This window comes from Algoriphagus taiwanensis, from assembly GCF_036245645.1.
Lineage (GTDB): Bacteria > Bacteroidota > Bacteroidia > Cytophagales > Cyclobacteriaceae > Algoriphagus > Algoriphagus taiwanensis.
This window is the reverse complement of record NZ_BTPE01000020.1, coordinates 1-21,195: the sequence shown is the minus strand read 5'-3', so window position 1 is coordinate 21,195 and position 21,195 is coordinate 1. Positions and strand designations below refer to the sequence as shown.

Sequence of the window (21,195 nt, the reverse complement as noted above, 5' to 3'; positions counted from 1 at the left end):
CGAGAGATTTCTTTCCTCTTGCTGGCACTGACTTTTTGGTTCCATATCGAGATACATGGCCAGCGCTGGTGGTGAGGGTGCAGTTTTTCCCCGGGTTGTGGTTGGTGAGCTTAGTCGAACCACACCCGGGCCTGCCTGACGGCAAAGGCAGGGTTATTAATAGTTTGACCCCATTGGGGTCATTTCCCGTCCCCGCGGTCTTTTCTTTCCGCTAGGCCGATCACGACAGCCGTACGGGAGCAATTCGGCCTTTTTATTTTCAGGGATTTTCAATCCCAATGCATTACTCACCGTTCTGCTTCTCCAGAAGCAGGATTTCCGATCCGCAGGATCTATCGTACCCAACTCCTCTCCGCCGCGGCGGAGGGCTAGGGGGGGGGGGTAAAACCGAACTCCTATCCAAGGATTTGTAATCCGTCTAGTTGTTATCCTGCTTCTCCAGAAGCAGGATTTTTTGTTTAGCCCCCCCTTCCCGAAGCAATCTTTAAAAAGCTAGAGATCGCTTCGAAGCAGAAGCTAATTGATAAAGTCATAAAGAAGGATTTGCTTCTCGCGAAGACGTATCACTCTGTTATTCAGTTCCCTTTCAGTCATTGCGCCTGTCCGCCGTGGCGGGAGGGGAGTGTAGTATCTTACTTTTTAAACTAAGTCCCCCTTCCTGAAGCAATCTTTTTTGAAAAGTAAGAGATCGCTTCGAAGCAGAAGCTAATTGATCTAATCATAAAGAAGGTTTTGCTTCTCGCGATGACGTTCCGCTCTTTTATTCAGTTCTGGTTCCGTCACTGCGCATGTCCCCCGTGGCGGGAGGGGAGAAGTTGAGGTCGAATAAATAATGAATACACCTGCCTCCCCGAAGCTATCTTTTTTAAAAAGTAAGAGATCGCTTCGAAGCAGAAGCTAATTGATCTAGTCATAAAGAAGGATTTGCTTCTCGCGATGACGTTCCGCTCTTTTATTCAGTTCTGGTTCCGTCATTGCGCCTGTGCGCCGTGGCGGGAGGGGAGTGTAGTATCTTACTTTTTAAACTAAGTCCCCCTTCCTGAAGCAATCTTTTTTGAAAAGTAAGAGATCGCTTCGAAGCAGAAGCTAATTGATAAAGTCATAAAGAAGGATTTGATTCTCGCGATGACGTTTCACTCTGTTATTCAGTTCCCTTTCAGTCATTGCGCCTGTCCGCCGTGGCGGGAGGGGAGTGTAGTATCTTACTTTTTAAACTAAGCCTGCCTCCCCGAAGCTATCTTTTTTAAAAAGTAAGAGATCGCTTCGAAGCAGAAGCTAATTAATAAAGTCATAAAGAAGGATTTGCTTCTCGCGATGACGTCTCACTTGTTATCCTGCTTTTCCAGAAGGAGGATTTTTCGATGGTCCATCTCCTTTGGACTAATCAAAAGCTATATCTCGCCGATAGCAGCACTATTCTTGTCTCCTGCTTGGAAGTGAATTCCTGAGAAAAAGTATTGGTCAGGGCATTTCCTGCAAACCTTCTGGTGTCAAAAACATCTCTGACACTCAGCGTGAGATTTCCTTTGTCTTTCAAAAATCCTTTCTGCAAACTCATGTCCACAAAATACTGGGCTAAATCCCGACCCTGAGCTTCAATCTCTGGAGCTTCGTAATTGGCAGCAATTTGGAAATTAAAACCTTTGGGTAGCTTGAAGTCCTGGGTCCATTTGACATTCCAGGAAAAACCCGAATTGGTAAACTCCTCCGAAATATTGGATCCGTCCACTACGATTCTGAAGAGAGTAAAGCTCCCGTTCATCGAATACCAATCGTTCACCTCAGAAGTCCCGATTAGCTCCACCCCATAAGACTCAGAGGATAGTAGGTTGTCTGGTTGAGAATAGGAGATTCCATCTTCCACGATGGTGATAAAGTCCAATTGCCCATTGACCTGTCGGTAAAAGAGGTTGGTGGTCAAACTCGATTTTTTAAAGTTGGCCAAATGCCCAAACTCGAATGAATTGATCAATTCAGGTTGAAGATCGGGATTCCCCCTACGCACATTGAGGCTATCCGTGATATCAGGGAAGGGATTTAATCTCCATGCTGTTGGTCTATCGATTCTTCTGCTGTAGGTGAATTTTAGAGCATGCGTCTCATTCAAATTATATAGCCCTTGTACAGAAGGGAAGAGATTGAAGTAGTCCTGTACATTTTCCTCTCCTGTATTTGCCAGATAAGTATCTACCCGAGTGTATTCACCTCGTAGTCCGAGCGCATATTCCAGCTTATTCTTTTTCCCTGAGTAGACTCCATATCCAGCATGGATTTGATCCTGATAGATAAAGCGATTGCTGATCGCAGGGTCTTCTACAAAGTCTTGAGAACCTTCCTGGAATCGCAGGTAGCGATAATCATTGTCAAACTCCCGGATGGTTGATTTCAGTCCCAACTCCAACTTGGCCTCGTCAAGGGGGCGGACATAGTCCACTTGTGCTACAGAGATATTCCGCACCTCATCCGTAAAGGCCCTTTCTCTCCCGGTTTGATTTTCAGGCAGGGGATTCAGGGTTCCATTGAATATGGAGATATTCTGGGTTTTGAACTGGTTTCGGTAAGAATGGCTAATGGTAGCCCGGAGTGTATGTCCTTTTTCCCCGAAATTATGATCAAAGATCAGTGCATTGTCAAATCCATCATCTGATTCGGTTTCGTCATTTCTCCGTACATAGTCGAAGCTTCCTCCTTCCAGTCCGGGTCGTTCCAACTCAGCAAACAGAGTATTGGTCTGTCGGTCTAGGCTGGATTGGAAGACGCCTTCGTAGCTGATGACACTGTTTCCAAAGTAGAAATCCGCTCCCATATTGAAATTATGCCCGGCATTTCTTCGACTGTTGTCGGTTGTTTGACTGAGTGTTTCTTCCTCTTCGAAAAGCACCCGGGTGGAAGTTCTCGTTCCTACATCTTTCCAATCCCGGTAGTTATATCCTGCAAAAGTATTCCAGCGGAAACCTCTGCGATTAATTCTTGCTCCGAGATTGGTTCGGCTTCGGGTGCCGTAGGTGGCTTCCAAACCTCCATGAGTACCCAGTTCCTCACCCTTTTTCAGGATAATATCAATAACACCGGCCTCTGCCTCGGCATCGTATCGGGCGTTGGGATTATTGATCACACGGATTTCTTCCACCGCACTCGCGGGCAGTTGATCCAGGTTTTGGGTCAAAGAGGAGTTGCGTCCGTTGATCAAAATATTGGTACCGGTGCTTCCCCTTAGAGAAATGCTGCCGTCTTCGGCCACTGAAATGGAAGGAGTGTTTCGGAGGATGTCCAGCAAAGTGCCTCCGGTATTGGCCAGGTTATTTTCGGGAGTGATGGTAATGCCTTCCATGCTGGTTCGCACGGGAAGTTTGCTAGTCTCCACGACCACTTCTTCGAGGTTTTGGTTTTCGCTTTGAAGGGCCAAAGCTCCCAAATCAGTGGAAGATTTGATGTCCACTCCGTTTAGTTCAAAATCTGAATAGCCAATAAAAAAGGCTTTCAGCGTGTAGGTTCCCGGTTTTACCTTCAGGGTAAATTTTCCATCCAGATCCGTATCAGAATAGGTGATGGGTTGGGGAGAATCCTCCTTTTCAAAAATCGCCACTTGGGCAAATTCTATGGGTTTGTTGGTAGTCCCGTCAATCAGCTTTCCGGTCACGGTCAAATCCTGTGAAAAGACAGGGTGACTTAGGAGAAGAATAAAAAAGAAGGTGAAAATTCGGGCAGCACGATTCATCTGAAAATTCATTTAATCTGTTTTTTGGTAAGGCTAAAAGATCATTCTGATTGAAAATGATGGGTATTTAGGATTATATTCAAAAACCTTATCCTCAATTTGATAACTAAACAACAGGCTGGAAGTTTTGCGGGTTTGTTGCAATTTATGTGAATGGTAGATGTCCGAGATAGGGCAGGTCATTGCTGATGTAAACCTTCTCAATACGTTTGGACTGGCGCAAGACTGCCTGGAAGACGGAAAGGTCACCTGACCTCCCCACTGGCGCAAGTCTCCTGACTTGTGCCATAAACTCCAAAACACTCGCTGTTCGGGATTTGTAATCTCTCGCTATTCGGGATTTGTAATCCCGAACCCCGCTGTTCGGGATTTGTAATCTCGAACCCCGCTGTTCGGGTCCCGATATTCGGGAGCAATCCCGAACTCTTACTGTTCGGGTCCCGATAATCCCACTCGCTGTTTGGGATTTGTAATCCCGAACCCCTCTCGCTATTCGGGATTTGTAATCCCGAATTCTTATCCAAAGGATTTGCAATCCCGAACTCTTTTCCATGGATTTGTAATCCGTCTACTTGTTTTCCTGCTTCTCCAGAGGCAGCACTTAGGTTTCTTTACGCCTCCTTGTTGGGGATTTGCAAATCCTTTCTGTTTTGCCATAAAAAAATAGTGATAGCTTCACTGCCTCAGCTATTTTGAATTATTTTATCGGTTTATAAAAGGCCATTAAAAGCCTACTCAATGAAAATAGACTACAACGAACGCAGATTTAAGATCGTCCAAACTCTCGGCTCCGGAGAGCTGGACCCCAACCAGATTTTCGTGTATAGGCAAGAAGGTGAAATGCTTACCTGTTCTTATACAGGAAAGGGTATTTTAAAAGGGCATATTTTGGGAAAGGTAGATCCAAAGGATGGTAGCTTGGTCTTTACCTACCATCAGCTAAACGATCGAGGTGAATTATCCAGTGGAATATGCCGCTCAACTCCAACTTTTTCAGAATCCCAAAAAATTATCCTTCATGAGCAATGGGAATGGCTTTCAGGGAAAAAGGGAGTCGGGGAAAGTATTTTGGAAGAAATATAAATAGCTCCATTGGCTTCCTGCTGTTCGGGTCCCGATAATCGGGAGCAATCCCGAACTCCTTTTCCCGGGATTTGTAATCCCAATCACTAGCCCCTCTGGCGCAAGTCTCCCGACTTGTGCCTTAAACTCCAAACTTACGATCCACAGGATCTACCCTATCCAACTCCCCCTTGACAAGGGGCCCCGCTGTTCGGGATTTGCAATCCCGAACTCCTATCCAAAGAATTTGCAATCCCTTTTCCTATCCCTGAATTTGTCCCGATTTATCCCAATGTGGATTGTCCATTCGACCCCTTTTACTAGGTTTGTGGGCTCAACATAAGGAGACTTGTCATCCAAAATAAAAATATTGCACCTGATCAAATCCTTGGGCAGAGGTGGGGCCGAGAAACTTATTCCGGAAACAGCCTTGGTTCATGATCAAAGCAGGTTTGAGTTTCACTGCTTGTATTTTTTTCATCAGGAGCAAAATATCGTCGACGAACTCGAAGCTGCCGGTATTCAGGTGCATTTGATTCCTTCAGGAAATCTTGGACTGTTTTTTCAGGTTCAAAAAGTCCGAAAGTTTATTGAAGATCAAAATTTTGATTTGATTCATGCACATCTTCCTTGGGCGGGTATTCTTGCAAGATTCGTAGGAAGAAAGCTTTCCATTCCTATTGTCTACACAGAGCACAATACCTGGGATAGGTACAATAAGGTCTCCTTTTGGGGAAATCGACTTACCTTCAAAAATCAGGATGTCGCAGTGGCTGTTTCTAATGAGGTGGCTCTTTCCATGCAACTCAACTCTATTTGGGATCCTTACAAAAGAGGGGGCAGACTCAAAGTACGGGTAGTGCAAAACGGAGTAAATACAGAGACATTTTTTCGGTGGTGGAAGAGGAATGAAGAGGAAGGTGAAGGCAGTGGGCAGTTTACAGTGGGCAGTAGACAGTTGGCAGTAGGCAGTGAGCAGGTGGCAGTAAACAGTAAGCAGTTTGCAGTAGGAAGTATATCAAAGCAGAGGGAAATTGTAAGACTTAGGGAGGATTTGAGAATACCCAAAGAGTCACCGGTGATTGGAAAAGTTGCTGTATTTAGATCCCAGAAACGCCTTTGGCTTTGGGTGGAATTGGCGATCCGGATGATTAAAAAGCATCCCGAAGCCCATTTTTTGCTGGTTGGAGATGGAGAGTGGAGGAGCAAGATTGAAGAACAAATCGAAAAGTCAGGGTTTCGAGCCAATTTTCATTTAGTGGGTGTCAAAAAAGAAGTGATTCCCTACCTGAATCTGATGCATATTTACCTCAGTACTTCCGAATTTGAAGGCCTCCCAATTGCCATGCTCGAGGCTATGGCCTGCGAGGTGCCCGTGGTAGCTACGCGAGCAGGGGGTATCGGCGAGGTCATTCAGCATGGAAAACAGGGTTTTTTGAGCGAGGTGGACGAATGGGAAAAATTGGAGGCTTATGTACTCCGATTGATTGAAGAAAAGGATTTGCATGCAGAAATGGCCATTGAGGCTAGAAAGCAAGTCATTGAAAATTTCAGCATGAAGAGGATGGTATCCCAACTGGAGGAGATCTATACCCAGGTATTGAGCAATGCTCGATAAAAGTAACTTTTGAGGGATGACTTATCTCAGGCTATCTGCCAACTCGCTGTATTTAGGCCAAAACCCCTTGTTTTTTCACTTTTTGGCCCAACTCCATCATGCTTCTGGATTCCATTCCATATTTCTCTCTGAGATTTAGAAAATGAAGAACAAGCTTGTTGAGTTCTAGCATGCTTTGTTTGGGGTCATTCCCAAAATTATGCGGATGCCACCAAAGATGATAAACTTCCCTGTTTTTTGCGGCAACCTCCATTTCACTCAGGATTCTGTTGAGCCGGATTGAATTGAAAGCAGGATTGTTTTTGGTCAAAGGTCTCAGGATTCTGGAGGCAGGGAGAATGAGAGGCTCTCCGGGAAATCTGACAATCTCATTTTCATTGTAAGAGGGTTTGGTACCCATGGGGAAAAAACAATCGGCTGACCGAAACAGCTTCTTACTGAAACTTTCGTGTTGGGTTTCCTGCCAAAACCAATTTTTGGGATTCCCTCTGACATACTCAAAGCCTTCTTCCAGACACAAGCCTAAATAGAGCTCATTGATGTGGTTTCGAGGAAAAACAAGGGATTTGAGGGGCACCCCGAATTTTTCAACGGCTATTCTTTGGCTGGCTTGTAAGTCCTGTCGAAACTGCTCAGGACTTTGTCCCCGCATTAGGGTGTAATAATGTGCAAAGGAATGGGAGCCTAGTTCTTGATTTGGGGTTTGAATGATTTGCTGAATCAATTCAGGAGCGAAGTGAACCTCAGGCCTGAGTCCGTGATTCTTAGCCCACTCGTATGCGGAAAGCTTTTTGTCCCGATAAGAAGGGAGGAATTCAGGAGAGTAATGCTTCCATTCCTCTTCGTTTTCGGCAAAAAGCATTCCTACTGTCGCCCAAGTGACCGAAATGCCCATTTTGCCAAAAAGGTCAAGCATCTCCGGAATTACTTTGCGTGTATTGGAAAAGTATTCGGGCTTGTATCGGGTTCCTACCTTATCAAAAATTCCCCAAAGGAGTTCAAAATCAAGGCTAATAGTAAAAGTACCGGTCATGTAATAGGAATAGGGCTGAAAAGGTCTGAGGAGTTAATCGAATCTGAAAGTAAATAAAGAAACGATTCTCGTCAAGTTTCAAAGGTAATGTGCAAGGAGAAATACTAAATGTGCTCTTTGGTCCGGCTTTGTCTAGGGAGCAAGCCCACCTGGAGGACGACCACCTTGGCGCAAGCCCGCCTGGATGATGGATAGGTCTACCGTTGTTCGGGATTTGCAATCCCGAACTCCTATCCATGGATTTCTAATCCCTCTTATTTTCAGGGATTTGCAATCCCTTTTACCTGATCCTTGAATTTGTCCGATTTATCGGGATGCTCATTGGTCATTTCACTTCTCCATCTTGCTGGCACTGACGACTTGTTTCCTGATTGAGATTGTTGGCCAGCGCTGTGGGAAATGCTTGACTTAATAACCCAGGGTTAAAACCCTGGGCTATTTAAAAGTTTGACCCCTACAGGGTCATTCCATCGGTACTCACCTTGACTTAAGCCCGCGTGGCGTTCGTGCAGGTCGTGCTGTTCGAGATTTGCAATCTCGAACTCCTTTTTCCGCTGTTCGGGATTTGCAATCCCGAACTCCTATCCAAGGATTTCTTATCCCTCTTATTTTCAGGGATTTGTAATCCCTTTTACCTGATCCTTGAATTTGTCCGATTTATCGGGATGCTCATTGGTCATTTCACTTCTCTATCTTGCTGGCACTGACGACTTGTTTCCTGATTGAGATTGTTGGCCAGCGCTGTGGGAAATGCTGGACTTAATAACCCAGGGTTAAAACCCTGGGCTATTTAAAAGTTTGACCCCTACAGGGTCATTCCATCGGTACTCACTTTGACTTAAGCCCGCGTGGCGTTCGTGCAGGTCGTGCTGTTCGAGATTTGCAATCTCGAACTCCTTTTCCTGGGATTTGTAATCCAGTCACTTGCTCCACTGACGCAAGCCCGCCTGATGGACAGGTCTCCTGACCTGCCTTCTGCATTCAGGCCCACCTTGGCGCAAGTCTCCTGACTTGTGCCCATTTTACACGCAAACCCAACTGGCGCAAGCCCGCCTAGAAGACCGTTGTTCGGGATTTGCAATCCCGAACTCCTATCCATGGATTTCTAATCCCTCTTATTTTCAGGGATTTGCAATCCCTTTTCCTCGCTATCCTGCTTCTCCCGAAGCTGGATTTAGGTTATCCATACGATCCTTCAAGGATCTACCGTATCCAACTCCTCCGCCGCGGCGGAGGGATAGGGGGGGGGTAAAAATCTGCCTTCCAAGCAACACATCTGGCCCAAGTCTCTTTTCTTGTGTCCCTTCCGACTCTATCCTTTCCAACTACTGCCCTAAACTATGGACTGTGGTCCAAAGTACCCTTCAAAACAACTCCAAATCCCCAAGACTCCATGCCCAAGGCAAAGATTTGGGAATTAGGTCTTTATTTATTGGTCTGAGTGTGACCAAGGGGCCTATGGGTAGGTTTGGCGCCAATTTCAGTTTCAAACTCTCTTCCAAATGGAGGCCTGAAGCACTGACCCAGGTTGCCCCGGATTTTTTTTGGATCGACTTCAAATCTTTTCTGACTTTCCCTAAGTCCAGATTTTCCAGATAGAAACAATCGCAAATCCGCAGTTCTCTGCCCCAAGAGTTGTCTTTTACTCTATAGATCAATAGGTATTTTTCTTGATCTGTGACAAATTTATAATCGAAAAGAGGACAATCCCTGTATCTCCAAAAAATGTATCCGGGAAGGAGATTGGTCTTTATGCTACTGGATTCGGATGGGCGACTTTCCAGCTTTTCGATCAAAGGCGGGATACTATCCCAATCCGAATCGAAAGCATCCTGATTTTTTGAGAAAAGCGAGGCCCAGTTCCAATGAAGCTGAATGGGGAGATTTCCCCATTTTTCCCAACCCATTTTTAGATATCCCGGGGTGCTTTTGGTATTTGGGGTGTTGAAAATCAACTCTATTCCTTCACTTTTTACTTCTTCAATCAGCTGAAGTGTTAAGGAAGTGAAAATTCCTTTTCCCTGAAAATCAGGATGAACAGCGGTATCCACGGCTCTGCAAGCTGAAATTGCTTTACCCTGATAGATGTATTCCCATTTCAAAAATGCTCGAATTCCTATCAATTGCCCCCCGTCTTCTGCCACAAGGATAGGGGAAGGACCAAATGGATTTTCCACATGCTTCCAATTCCAAAGCGCTTCGGACTTGGGGATTAGGCTTTCCCCCAAGCTAAGCCGCAATAGATTAATGATTGCCGGAATGTCTTCCTGAGTTCCCCTTCGGATATGCATGCTGTGAATATAGGTCTAAAGGTCAATTTGGGGAGGTTTTTAGATAGATAAATTGTGACGAGAATGAGGAATAAGAATTAAAATTGAGGAGAGAGAGTGGTGAATCTGAATGAATTGAAAATCCAATAAGACCGATATCCATAGGGATGTTAAAATAAGTCCATGAACCGATAAAATGCCCCGGCATATCCTTGCGGATTATCAGATTTACATATCTTTGAAAGATTGATCAATCGATTTGAATGAAGCATCTTTCTTTTTTGATACTGCTTGCCGCAATGGTGAGTTCTTGTATTAGTAATAAGCGTATCACCTATTTACAAAATCTCTCAGATAGCACTGCTATTAATCTGGATGAGTTCATTCCCTTTGCCGAGGTAGATTATGAATACATCCTTCAGCCCTACGATATCGTGCAAATTGATTTTGCGAGCTCGGACCCCACTTTAGTGGAGGGGTTTTCTTTTCAAAACAATGGAAATAATATGGGAGGAATGCGCATGGGCGGCGGCGGAGGAGGAGGTCAGGGAAGCGATCCTTTGTATATGACAGGGTACTCTATTGACAAGGAAGGCATGGTGGATATTCCTCGTTTAGGAAAGATCAAGATTGCAGGAATGACCGAGGAAGATGCAAAGAATGTGGTGCAGGAGGCGATCAATGCTTATTTCAAGGATGATGTCTATGTTCGGCTACGAATCGCCGGGATTCGGTATACCACTTTAGGTGAATTCAACAGTGTTGGGGTTCAGATTATCTTCAAAAACAGAGCGACGCTATTCGATGCCCTGGCCAATGCGGGGGAAACCACCCTTTTAGGGAAGAAAAACAAGCTCTTTTTGATTAGGCAGTATGATGGAGGTACCAAAATCCATCAGATCAACCTGAATGACAGAGCCTTGCTAGGTAGTCCTTGGTATTTCATTCAGCCCAACGATATCCTCTATCTGGAACCAATGAAAATCAGACAGATAGGAACGGCAGACAACCTGACCGCTTCTCTAGCACTCTTTGGAGGGATATTGGCATCTGTGCTTTTAATTTTAAATTTGGTAACAGGGAATCTCTAAACGATGGAAAAGCTCGATCTGAGTCAGTTGGATAATGAGGAGAAAGCGCTGGAGATCCGGTATGTGGTCGCCAAATACATCCGTTTTTGGCCTTGGTATGTCCTTTTTATTATCCTGTTTGTAACAGGTACTTATATTTTTCACCGATATACAGTAGATGAATTTGAGGTCACCGGCTCCTTGGTCATCAAAAACAACAGTACCCCTGAAGCCCGAATCCTCGATCGATCCAATATTTTCAATTCAGGGATCAATCTGGAAAATGACATTCTCCGACTCAGATCAAAAAATCTGGCCAAGGAAGCCCTGAAAAAGCTTCACTTTGACGTGGAGTATTTCGCCAAAACCAATATCAAGGATATAGAACTCTATGATCGATCGCCGATTCGTGTGGAAGTGGATTGGGATCATTTGCAGGTGACTGACAGCCCCGTTGAGCTGGAGATTCTTTCCAATGAAACATTCCGTTTGAGACAGGTAGTGGGCGGATTGATGGATTTCAACCGGGCACAAGCTGCTGGAGATGAGTCGGTTTTTGACAAGACCTACAGCTTCGGAGAGACTGTAGAGACCGCCCGATCAAAATTTAAAGTCCTGTTGGTCAATCCGGGAAGGATTGGGGATCAGGTTATTTTTCGATTGGTAAATCCATCAGCCTTGGAAGATAGGCTGGCTAAATCGATTCAGGTCAGCACAGTCAATGAATATTCATCAGTTCTCAGGATAAGTACTACCACTAAAGTGGTGGAAAAAGGAAGGGACTACATCAACGCCCTGATGCAATCCTACATCGAGTACGATCTCAATGAGAAGAATAAGATTCAGGAAAATTCGATAGACTTTATCGACGAGCAATTGGGGTATTTGGAGGATTCGATGAAGTCCAAGCAAAGGGAACTACTGCGCTTTAAGGTTGATAATAAATTATTGGATGTATCAGCAGAGTTTTCCAGCATCCTTGGCAAAATCAATGATTTGGATGAGCGAAGTGCCCAACTGGACTATCAGTTGAAGTATTTCGAGGAGATCAGAGATTACATGGAGAAGAAGAGTAAGGACTACTCGGATGTGATAGCACCTTCTGTAATCGGAGTCCCCGATCCATTGCTCAATGGACTGATCCAAAGTCTCGTCACCCTTTCTCAAGATCGAAGAAAACTTCTGGCTACGGTCAATGAAAACCATCCCGAGGTGTTGAAGATCGACGTGCAAATGGAAAAAGTTCAGGATGCACTTTTTGAAAATGTGGTCAATCTGATCGAAAACACGAAGAAACAGAGAAACTCCCTGATGGCTGAGATCCGTACCTATGATTCTCAGTTTGCCACACTTCCTGAGTCTGAGTCCAAGTACACTGACATTTACAGGGAGTATCAGTTGAGGGAGAATATTTTCACTTATCTCTTGGAGAAAAGAGTGGAGGCAGGCATTGCCCGTGCCGCCAACGTTTCGGATAATGCCATTCTTGATTTGGCCAAGCAGGGTACATTGGTGTTTCCAAAGAAGACGCAAAACTATGGACTTGCAGTAGCTTTAGGCTTCCTTCTGCCTTTTGGGTTTATCGTGCTGAGAGAGATGTTTGACGACAGCATCAAAGATCAGCGGGATTTAAAGAAGCACTTCATGATTCCCCAATTGGGTGTAATCGGTTACAGTACCAAAGAGACCAATAAGGTAGTGCTGGAGCACCCCAAGTCCGCTGTAGCGGAATCTTTCCGATCCCTTAGATCTGCAATTACCTATTTGGCTTCAGGGAAAAATACAAAGAAGATTCTGGTTACTTCCTCCGTTTCAGGGGAGGGCAAGACCTTTACCTCTCTTAACCTAGCCTCCGCGATGGCTTTGGGTTCCAAAAAGACCGTGGTTGTAGGTGCTGACTTAAGGAGGCCCAAATTGGCTTCGTACTTTAACCATACCGAAAAAGTAGGGCTATCAACCTTCCTGATCGGAAAAGTGGCAGCAGAGGATATTATTTTTCCTTCCCAACATCAAAACCTTTATTTCGTTCCTTCAGGTGTAATTCCTCCCAACCCTGCCGAATTGCTTCAGACCCCCAAGCTGAAGGAGTTTTTGAACTACTTGGAGGAAAGGTTTGACATCGTGGTCTTTGATACACCTCCGATGGGCTTGGTTTCTGAAACCATCGACCTGATGCGACTCTTTGATATCAACTTGTACGTGGTGAGACAAAACTATACAATCAAAGACCATTTGGTAATGATCAACGACCTGTTTAACAACAAGCAGGTAACCAGTGTATATGGAGTTTTTAATGGAATCCTCAATTCGGGATACCACTATGAAGGGTATAACTACGGGTATGGAAATACCTATCTCTATTCCCAAAACAACAAATACATGTACAATTACTACGGGGATGACTTGGAGACCAAACGAAAGAAAATCAAAAAGGCAAAGAAGTTTGAACCTTGGAAAGTGATCAAAAATGCATTCAGAATCAGGTGAAAATTGAAGTCATGATCTGAAAACATTGGAAACTGCGTATATCTGCAAAAACATTGAAAACAGCTGTCCTCATCCCTGCCCGGTACTCATCCACCCGCCTTCCTGCCAAACTGGTTCAGGATTTGGGAGGTATTTCTGTGATCCAGCGGACCTACCTCAGCACTTTGGCGACCGGAGTTTGCGATGAGGTATGGGTAGTCACAGACCACGAATTGATCAGAGATCAGATTCTGGAACTGGGTGGGAAAGTATATTTCAGCTTCAAAAAGCATGAAAGTGGGTCTGACCGAATCGCCGAAGCCCTGGAGGTGGTAGATGCCGATCTGATTCTGAATGTACAGGGCGATGAGCCCTTTCAGGACGGAGAGTCCTTACAGAATCTTGTTAATTCCTTTGAAAGGCCAAAAGTGAAAATGGCAAGCCTGATGTGCAGGATTTCGGAGGACGAATCCTACAATCCCAATACGGTAAAAGTAGTGGTCGATGAAGAGAGCAATGCCATTTACTTTAGCCGCTCACCTATTCCGTTTAATAGGGAGAAAAAGGAAGACTTGGTCTATTGGAAGCATATTGGAGTCTATGCCTATACCCGTGAACTCCTACAGGATTTTACTTCCTGGCCAAAGGGAAGGCTGGAGCAAATAGAGATGTTGGAACAGCTCCGATTGGTCGAGAGAGGAGTCAAAATAAAAATGGTAGAAACCAACCACCAATCCATTTCCATAGACACTCAGGAAGATCTGAATCGTGCGAGAAATTTCATAAAGAGTATTTTTTGATCCTATGGCAAAGAAGGTGACCGGAATAGGGGGTATATTTTTTAAGGTAAAGGACCCTGATGCCACCAAAGCCTGGTACAAGAGGCATTTGGGATTGAATACTGACCGCTATGGGACTGCTTTTGAATGGAGATCTTCAGAGAATCCCCAGCAAAAAGGCTTTACCCAATGGTCTCCCATGAATTCCGATACCCAGTATTTTAAGCCATCCGAAAAGGACTTTATGATCAACTATCGGGTGGAAAACCTCGAAGAACTGGTAATTGAGCTTAAGGAAGCTGGAGTGAAAATTTTGGATGAAATAGAGACTTTCGAATACGGAAAGTTTGTCCATATCCTCGATCCGGATGGACATGCCATAGAACTCTGGGAACCTATTGACGATATCTACGATGGATTGGTCGAGGGTAGAACCCAAAGCTGAATCTGCTTGTTGTTTGATTCTGAATTACTCATTTTAACTTTTAACCCAAATCAAAATGGAAATCAAACATCAGTCAGACGGCAGGAGAGGAAGTTTTTACCTGGAAGTGGAGGGATCGAAAAAGGCTGAAATGGTCTATGTCATGGCAGGTCCTAAAAAAATGATCATCGAGCACACCGAAGTAGACGAAGAGCTCAAAGGTCAGGGAGTTGGGCTTCAATTGCTGAAGAAACTGGTCGATTGGGTCAGAAATGAGGAAATAAAAGTAATTCCTCTTTGTCCCTTTGCCAAGGCGACATTTGCCCGACATGCTGAGCTTCGGGATGTGCTCAATTAAGGAAAGTCAGAAAAAGTAAAAGAAGAATGACTATGAGGGCTACCAAAGTACCTACCCAAAGCCGTACTTTTTTCCTTCTTTCTCTAAGCGATTGGAGGTAACCGATAGTTTCTGTTAAAGCTGCTTCATTTCCTTCTTTTCTTTCTAAAAATACCCCGGGCCTGCTGGAATTGGTCCTGATTTTTCCCAATTTATGATTGTCTTCAAAAGACTGCCGGCCTTGTCGGCTAAACCCTATTCCTCCTGTCATATTCTAAACTAATAATTTTTTATGATTTCCGTTCAGCTTGAATCTGAAATTTCTCTGGAAGAGTTTCTCTGGATTCTAAACGACTCCGGTTTGGGAGAGAGGAGGCCTATGAATGACTTGGACTTGCTTCAGAAGATGATTTCCGGCTCCAATCTGATTGTCACAGCCAGAAAAGAGGGGGAGTTGGTGGGTCTTCTTCGGGGTCTGACCGATCATTGCTACCGGTGTTTTGTGGCAGATTTGGCAGTGGCCAAAGTCTACCAAAGGCAAGGTGTGGGGAGAAAGCTTCTGGAGTTTACCCGAGATTTGGCGCCTAAAGCCCGGCTTTTTCTTTTTTCTGCTGAAGATGCTATTCCTTTTTACGAAAAACTTGGATTTCACTTGCATGAAAGATGCTATCAGCTAAAGGCCGGGGAGGAGTTTCGGAATTCTTGATTTTAAAATTGTAAAATTGAAAGATTGGAAAATTGCTATCCCCATTTACTTTTTCACAGTTTATGATCTCCCAGAAAATCCTGTCTCCCTCTAATCGTAAACCTGTTTAGGTCTAATGTCTTGTGTCTTATATCTTATGTCTTTCTCTCGCCTAGTTTTACCTAAAAATGGGAAATTCATGAAACTGAATTAACTTGACTTAAACTTTGACCCAGAAAATAAATCTAACAGCCATGCACATACGATTACTAGCGCTCTTCTTATTTATCTCCATTAGTACCTGGGCTCAGGAAACAGCACCTGAAAAATCTGCAGCTTTGCCTAAAGCTCAGGTGTTTGAATCCAAGCAGTCCGTTACCATTGATGGTAAAGTGGTCAATCTCAACGCGAAAGCCGGAACTATGGAGCTGCGAGATGAAGACAACGAACCGATCGCTCTTTTTGGATTTACAGCTTATATCAAAGAAAATGGAGGCAAGGATAGACCCATCGTTTTTGCATACAATGGGGGGCCGGGATCTTCATCCTATTGGTTGCATATGGGCATCATGGGTCCTAAACGGATTGTTGTGGATGACCCTAACTATAATCAAGGAGCACCTTACTCTTTGGTAAATAATGAATTTTCCATCTTGGATATTGCGGATGTGGTGATGATGGACCCGGTGGGCACAGGACTGAGTGTTCCGATCGGGAAAGCTACCGGAAAGGACTTTTGGGGAGTAGATCAGGATATCCGATCTATCAGCCTGTTTATCATGCAGTTTTTGAAAGCCCATGATCGGCTCAACTCGCCCAAATACATTTTTGGGGAAAGCTACGGAACCTTCCGCAATGCCGGGGTGATGAACGATCTTTTGGGAAAAGGCTACGCACTGAATGGGGTGATTATGGTTTCGGCCGTATTTGATCTCAGAACCCTGTTTTTTGCACCTAATGAGGATCTTCCTTACCTCGTCTATCTGCCAACTATGGCTGCTACCAGCTGGTATCATAATAAAGTGGCCGATAAGGGGGCTGACCTGCCTTCTTTTGTGCAAAAAGTGAGGGAGTTTACCGAGAAGGAGTATGCTCCGGCCTTATTCAAAGGAAATAGGATTTCCGCTGCTGAGAAGTCGGCCATGGCTGTCAAACTACAAGGACTCACCGGAATAAGTGCAGAGGTATGGGAAAGAGCCAATCTCAAGATCACAGCCGACGAATACTATCAAGAACTTCTTCGAAAGGAAGGGGAAACAGTAGGTCGATTGGATTCCCGGTACAAAGGAATCAATATCGACCCCATGGCCATGTCTGCATTTACCGACCCTCAGAGCGATGCGATTTCTCCGGCTTACACGATGGGTTTTCTGGATTATTATCATGGTAGCCTGGGAGTAAGCAAGGACCTGCTTTATGCTACTTCAGCCTATTCCAAAGAAGGATTCCGCTGGGATTGGAAGCATCAGGGAAATAATTTCTGGGGAGCAGATGCAGCCGTGACCACTTTGCCAGATATGGCGGAAGCGCTGAGCAAAGATCCTTATGTTCAGGTTTTGATCATGAATGGATATTACGATCTCGCCACGGTTTTCCATGGAGTGGAGCATTCCATTTCCCGTCTGGAATTACCTCAGTCGGCTTTAGACCGGATTGTGATGACGTATTATGAAGCAGGACATATGATGTATACCCATTTGCCCTCAGCCAAGCTTTTCCGAGAGGACTTGAAAAAATTTATTGAAAATACCCTCAGAAAATAAGATGAGAAGTCTTTCCGTTTCCAGAATCTACCTTACAAAAGCCCTCCTTTTTGGATGGGCTCTTTTTTCTTCCTCCTGCGTGGATGCTCAAAAGTCCAGAAATCAGACTCCTTCCAATTTGTATTTTCCTCCCAATGAATCCTCGCTTTGGGAAAGCCAATCTCCCGATGAGTTGGGCTGGGATAGGCAGGCTTTGGATGAATTTTTGGAGTGGTTGCCTACTCAGGAAACCCGCGCCTTGATCATTCTGAAAGATGGAAAAATAGTGGTGGAGGAATATTGGGGGAGCAAGCTGACCGGTACAGGAGGAATGGACCAAAACTCCTTTTGGTATTGGGCCTCGGCTGGAAAGACCCTGACAGCTGCCCTGGTAGGGATGGCTGAGCAAGAAAAGCTTTTGAAAATCAGTGACCGAACTCAAAAATACTTGGGAGAAGGCTGGACTTCCATGCCTTCCTCTCAGGAGCGGGATATCAGGCTTGAGCATCATCTGACTTTTACCACAGGTATCAATGACAAAGTCAGCAATCTGGATGATACCTCTCCGGCCTCATTCACCTATTTGGCCAAGCCCGGAACACGATGGAGCTACCATAATGGGACCTATACACTCTTGGAATCGGTAGTAGAAAAGGCCTCCGGGAAGAGTTTTCAAGCTTACTTTGAGGACAAACTTGGGAAAAAGATCGGTATGAAGGGCTTTTGGCAACAGACTGGAGACAACAATGTGTTTTATTCTGACGCCCGTTCTTTTGCCCGTTTTGGTTTGTTGCTTTTAGCCAAGGGAAATTGGAACGGGGAGCAAATCTGGTCCGGTTCGTACTTTGATCAACTTTCTCAGACCTCACAGGAACTCAACAAAAGCTATGGATACCTGACCTGGCTAAACGGAAAGGCTTCCCATATGCTTCCCGGTTCACAGACGGTCATTCCGGGTGCATTGATTCCATCTGCACCTGCAGATATGTATCAGGCTATGGGGAAAAACGGGCAATTTTTGATGGTGATACCTTCTCAAAATCTGGTGATTATCCGGATGGGAGGAGCTCCGGGAGATTTGCCGGTGCCTTTCTTTCTTATTCGTCAGATGTGGGATCAATTATCCCTCATCATTCCCAATTGATTATTGAAGGATAATCTTTTGAGTGATAATCTCTGAGGCTGAGTATAGCTTCAGAATATAAATTCCTCTAGGTAATCCGGAGAGGTCAAACTCTGCCCTTGAATTTCTAATGGCTTCGGATTGTAGGATAGATTGCCCGTTGAGGTTCAGAATTTCCACCTGCATTCCATCCAGATTTTGGTTCTTGCTTTCGAGGTAGATCCTGCCCTGTGTAGGATTTGGATATACTACCACTTGTAGATTATTACCGGGTTCACCTGAAAGACTGACAGCAATAGTCTGGTAGACCGTAGTCAGTCCATCAAAATCCACCTGTGTCAAACGATAAAAATTTCTCCCAAACTGAGGATTAGTATCCAAATGTCGATAGGAGAGAGGCTCTAAAGAATCTCCTGCTCCGGGAATCAAGGAGATGGTTTCCCAGTTTTTCCCGTCAAATGAACGTTCTAGGATAAAATGAGAATTATTTTTTTCGGTTGCCGTTTTCCATTCGATTAGGATATCCCGGGTTTCTGTTTGCTTTGCTGTAAAAGAGAGTAATTCAACCGGTAATATTCTAAATGAACTTCCTATTGAAAGGAAACCCCTATTGGAAGTGTTTCCGGCAGTAATAGTCCCTGCGGTATCATTTCCGGAAATCGACCCTCCTAAATCTCTCCAGGCAGTGCCATCCCAATAAATGCTGACTAGCTCGGTATAATCAACAACCGGTGCGGTCCTTGACACATCATAGGAGAGGGAGATGCCTCGATTTACTGTTCCGCTATTCCTTTCCAGATTCCAATGCTCACTTTGGTTCATCAGACCAATAGTAGCGTCTCTTGATGTGGTATCGGTAGGGATATCTACGGGGGCAATTAAAAAATATTGGGCGGTGTAGATATCTGTTCCTCCACCACCTCGATTGGCCATGATAAGTGGAGCATAAAAACCTCCATCTCCAACAGGGAAAGTGAATGCCTGATTTCCGATTTTTTGAACAGGGCCATCCACATGGCTGGCATTGGACATTCCTGAGGCAAGGGCACCATTGTCTATTGTCAGTAAGTTGGCAGCATCGCTATTGACGATTCCATTTGTAAATGTTGCTGAGATGTCTACCAATAAAGGTACCGACAAGGTCAATGAACCCGTGGTGCTCATGACCAAGCGCTCTACAATAGGAGAATTTGCCGCATCACCTTGCCAGAATTGTGCATTGTTCCCTACGATTTGGACAGTGCCATTTCCCAAACCAAAGGTCAAAGCCCGGTTGGATCCAATAGTCGAAATATTTCCAGCAAAGGTGCTGATGTTGTTGAAGGCAGGCTCTACAAATCCCGTGGAGGTAGAGACAAAACTTGCATTTTGTGTAAAAGTGTCTCCATTATTTACTGCAAGACGGAATCTTGACCCGGAGTTGTTTACAAAATTAACTACACCAAAGGTATTGCCTCCTGCCCAGTCGTTGGAACCTCCGCCTGTTTTGGTGAAGTTCGCGACGCCTCCTGCAGTTGAAAAGTTATTTGCTCCATTGGCGGTGATATTCAGGGCGGTAAAATTCCCGTTTCTTGCATAGGTATTTGTACCTTGGAAAGTGATCGATGAGGTGGCTGTCACTCCAAAATCCCCTTGAAAAGAGGAGTTGATAGAATTAAAGGTGCTTACCCCAAAATTCCCGTTGGGTGAGTTTTGAATTTGTGTGAAGTTGTTGAATTCCAAAAGATTTCCCACAGAAAAATCATTGGTAACCACTCCTCCGGCTTGTAGGGTAGATGTACCTCCACCTTCTCCAAAGCGGACCGTTCCCCCCACATTGGTATTGTTGATGGTGATTTGCTGAGCAAATGAATTGGTACCACGGAATGCAATCCCTAAAATATTATTCCCATTGTTGGTAAAGACAGAAGTGGAATTAAAGGTATCCCCACTGTTTTGTCCTAGCCTTAGCCTGCTGTTTGCATTATTGGTAATTTCCAGGGTGCCAAACGTATTTCCTCCATTCCAGTCATTAGTTGTTCCTGAGGGAGTTTTGGTAAAGCGGGCAATACCACCGCTTGTGGCAAAATTGTTCCCTGCATTGGTCATTTGGATGCTGGCAGCAGTAAAGGTTCCGTTTCTTGCATAGGTATTTGCTCCGTTGAAGTTGATGGTGGTCGCAGATACGGTAAAGTCTCCCTGGAAACTGGAATTGACAGAGGTAAAAGTAATTGTGTTGAAGGTTCCGTTGGGGGAGTTTTGCACCTGAGTGAAATTGTTAAACTCTAACAAGTTAGCAGCAGCAAAAGAACTGGTAACCACTCCTCCTGTGCTTAAAGTAGAAGTGCCTCCCCCTTCTCCAAATCTTACTTCACCTCCAGGATTGGTGTTGTTGATTTCTATTTGCTGGGCAAAAGTGTTGGTTCCATTGAATGCAATACCCAGGAAGTTTGTCCCATTGTTTGAAAAAGTTGAGGTGCTTAAAAAGGTGTCTCCCGTAGCATTAGCCAATCTAAATCTGTTGTTGGAGTTGTTGGTGAAACTGACCGTTCCAAAGGTATTGCCTCCCTGCCAATCGTCATTTCCATTTCCATTTTTCACAAATGAAGTACTGGTACCTGCAGGGACACTAAATTGATTAGAACCATCTGCATCCAGATTGCCTCCTGAAATGAAGGTATTGTTTCCGTTGAATGTGTTATCTCCAAAAAAAATCATATGATTATCCGCAATCAAACCAGTATGGATAAATAGAAGCAATGATGAGTCTGTCAAAGAGTTTTTGACCGAAGTATCTTCTGTTGAGCTTGTAACAAAACTCGTCCAGGTAGTTCTGCATCATTCGTTCACTGATCATATGGTAAGTCTGCAGGTGTTTCTTTAAGTTAC

The 21,195-nt window shown here is 44.6% G+C and carries 16 protein-coding genes and 1 pseudogene; 10 read left to right on the top strand and 7 right to left on the bottom strand.

Annotated features, from left to right (window positions below):
* Positions 1–1,384: 1,384 nt before the first annotated feature.
* Positions 1,385–3,730: a TonB-dependent receptor gene (locus AAA938_RS18880; RefSeq protein WP_338230333.1), complete on the bottom strand. Its 2,346-nt coding sequence runs from the start codon at positions 3,728–3,730 to the stop codon at positions 1,385–1,387.
* Between the two features lie 133 nt (positions 3,731–3,863).
* Positions 3,864–4,271, bottom strand: coding sequence for a hypothetical protein (locus AAA938_RS18875; RefSeq protein ID WP_338230332.1), 408 nt, complete (start codon positions 4,269–4,271; stop codon positions 3,864–3,866).
* A gap of 185 nt (positions 4,272–4,456) precedes the next feature.
* On the opposite strand from AAA938_RS18875, the gene AAA938_RS18870 reads away from it, so the two are divergent.
* Both AAA938_RS18870 and AAA938_RS18865 read left to right on the top strand, forming a co-directional pair.
* A complete protein-coding gene (locus AAA938_RS18870; protein WP_338230331.1) occupies positions 4,457–4,801 on the top strand; it encodes an avidin-fold protein in 345 nt (114 codons plus the stop codon).
* Between the two features lie 328 nt (positions 4,802–5,129).
* Positions 5,130–6,398 carry a glycosyltransferase gene (locus tag AAA938_RS18865; RefSeq protein ID WP_338230330.1) on the top strand — a complete coding sequence of 423 codons (1,269 nt, stop codon included), beginning with the start codon at positions 5,130–5,132 and terminating at the stop codon, positions 6,396–6,398.
* Positions 6,399–6,450: 52 nt separating this feature from the next.
* Here AAA938_RS18865 and AAA938_RS18860 read toward each other — a convergent pair whose 3' ends face one another.
* On the bottom strand, positions 6,451–7,431 hold the full coding sequence (locus tag AAA938_RS18860; RefSeq protein ID WP_338230329.1) for a polysaccharide deacetylase family protein: 981 nt from the start codon (positions 7,429–7,431) through the stop codon (positions 6,451–6,453).
* Positions 7,432–8,795: 1,364 nt separating this feature from the next.
* The gene (locus tag AAA938_RS18855) at positions 8,796–9,722 is read right to left on the bottom strand and encodes a GNAT family N-acetyltransferase (protein ID WP_338230328.1); all 927 of its coding nucleotides are present in this window, start codon (positions 9,720–9,722) and stop codon (positions 8,796–8,798) included.
* Positions 9,723–9,964: 242 nt separating this feature from the next.
* Here AAA938_RS18855 and AAA938_RS18850 point away from each other — a divergent pair, with 242 nt between their 5' ends.
* From AAA938_RS18850 to AAA938_RS18830, 5 genes are read left to right on the top strand one after another with little or no spacing between them, the layout of a single operon-like run.
* Positions 9,965–10,792: a polysaccharide biosynthesis/export family protein gene (locus AAA938_RS18850; protein WP_338230327.1), complete on the top strand. Its 828-nt coding sequence runs from the start codon at positions 9,965–9,967 to the stop codon at positions 10,790–10,792.
* 3 nt (positions 10,793–10,795) lie between these two features.
* The gene (locus tag AAA938_RS18845) at positions 10,796–13,258 is read left to right on the top strand and encodes a GumC family protein (RefSeq protein ID WP_338230326.1); all 2,463 of its coding nucleotides are present in this window, start codon (positions 10,796–10,798) and stop codon (positions 13,256–13,258) included.
* A 53-nt stretch (positions 13,259–13,311) separates the two neighbouring features.
* Positions 13,312–14,037: a 3-deoxy-manno-octulosonate cytidylyltransferase gene (gene kdsB / locus AAA938_RS18840; RefSeq protein WP_338230325.1), complete on the top strand. Its 726-nt coding sequence runs from the start codon at positions 13,312–13,314 to the stop codon at positions 14,035–14,037.
* Positions 14,038–14,041: 4 nt separating this feature from the next.
* Positions 14,042–14,461 carry a VOC family protein gene (locus tag AAA938_RS18835; RefSeq protein ID WP_338230324.1) on the top strand — a complete coding sequence of 140 codons (420 nt, stop codon included), beginning with the start codon at positions 14,042–14,044 and terminating at the stop codon, positions 14,459–14,461.
* Between the two features lie 55 nt (positions 14,462–14,516).
* A complete protein-coding gene (locus tag AAA938_RS18830; RefSeq protein ID WP_338230323.1) occupies positions 14,517–14,798 on the top strand; it encodes a GNAT family N-acetyltransferase in 282 nt (93 codons plus the stop codon).
* Here AAA938_RS18830 and AAA938_RS18825 read toward each other — a convergent pair.
* Positions 14,791–15,048: a hypothetical protein gene (locus AAA938_RS18825; protein ID WP_338230322.1), complete on the bottom strand. Its 258-nt coding sequence runs from the start codon at positions 15,046–15,048 to the stop codon at positions 14,791–14,793. The two genes, AAA938_RS18830 and AAA938_RS18825, sit on opposite strands and share 8 nt — an antisense overlap.
* Before the next feature lie 21 nt (positions 15,049–15,069).
* On the opposite strand from AAA938_RS18825, the gene AAA938_RS18820 reads away from it, so the two are divergent.
* The 3 genes from AAA938_RS18820 (at position 15,070) to AAA938_RS18810 (ending at position 18,348) form a co-directional block, all read left to right on the top strand.
* A complete protein-coding gene (locus tag AAA938_RS18820; RefSeq protein ID WP_338230321.1) occupies positions 15,070–15,483 on the top strand; it encodes a GNAT family N-acetyltransferase in 414 nt (137 codons plus the stop codon).
* Between the two features lie 233 nt (positions 15,484–15,716).
* Positions 15,717–17,225 carry a S10 family peptidase gene (locus AAA938_RS18815; RefSeq protein ID WP_338230320.1) on the top strand — a complete coding sequence of 503 codons (1,509 nt, stop codon included), beginning with the start codon at positions 15,717–15,719 and terminating at the stop codon, positions 17,223–17,225.
* Between the two features lies 1 nt (position 17,226).
* Positions 17,227–18,348: a serine hydrolase domain-containing protein gene (locus AAA938_RS18810; RefSeq protein ID WP_338230319.1), complete on the top strand. Its 1,122-nt coding sequence runs from the start codon at positions 17,227–17,229 to the stop codon at positions 18,346–18,348.
* Here AAA938_RS18810 and AAA938_RS18805 read toward each other — a convergent pair whose 3' ends face one another.
* Both AAA938_RS18805 and AAA938_RS18800 read right to left on the bottom strand, forming a co-directional pair.
* Complete coding sequence (locus tag AAA938_RS18805; RefSeq protein ID WP_338230318.1) at positions 18,349–21,024, bottom strand: T9SS type A sorting domain-containing protein; 2,676 nt, start codon at positions 21,022–21,024, stop codon at positions 18,349–18,351.
* Positions 21,025–21,028: 4 nt separating this feature from the next.
* Positions 21,029–21,195: pseudogene (locus AAA938_RS18800) on the bottom strand (IS1595 family transposase); the annotation flags it as partial.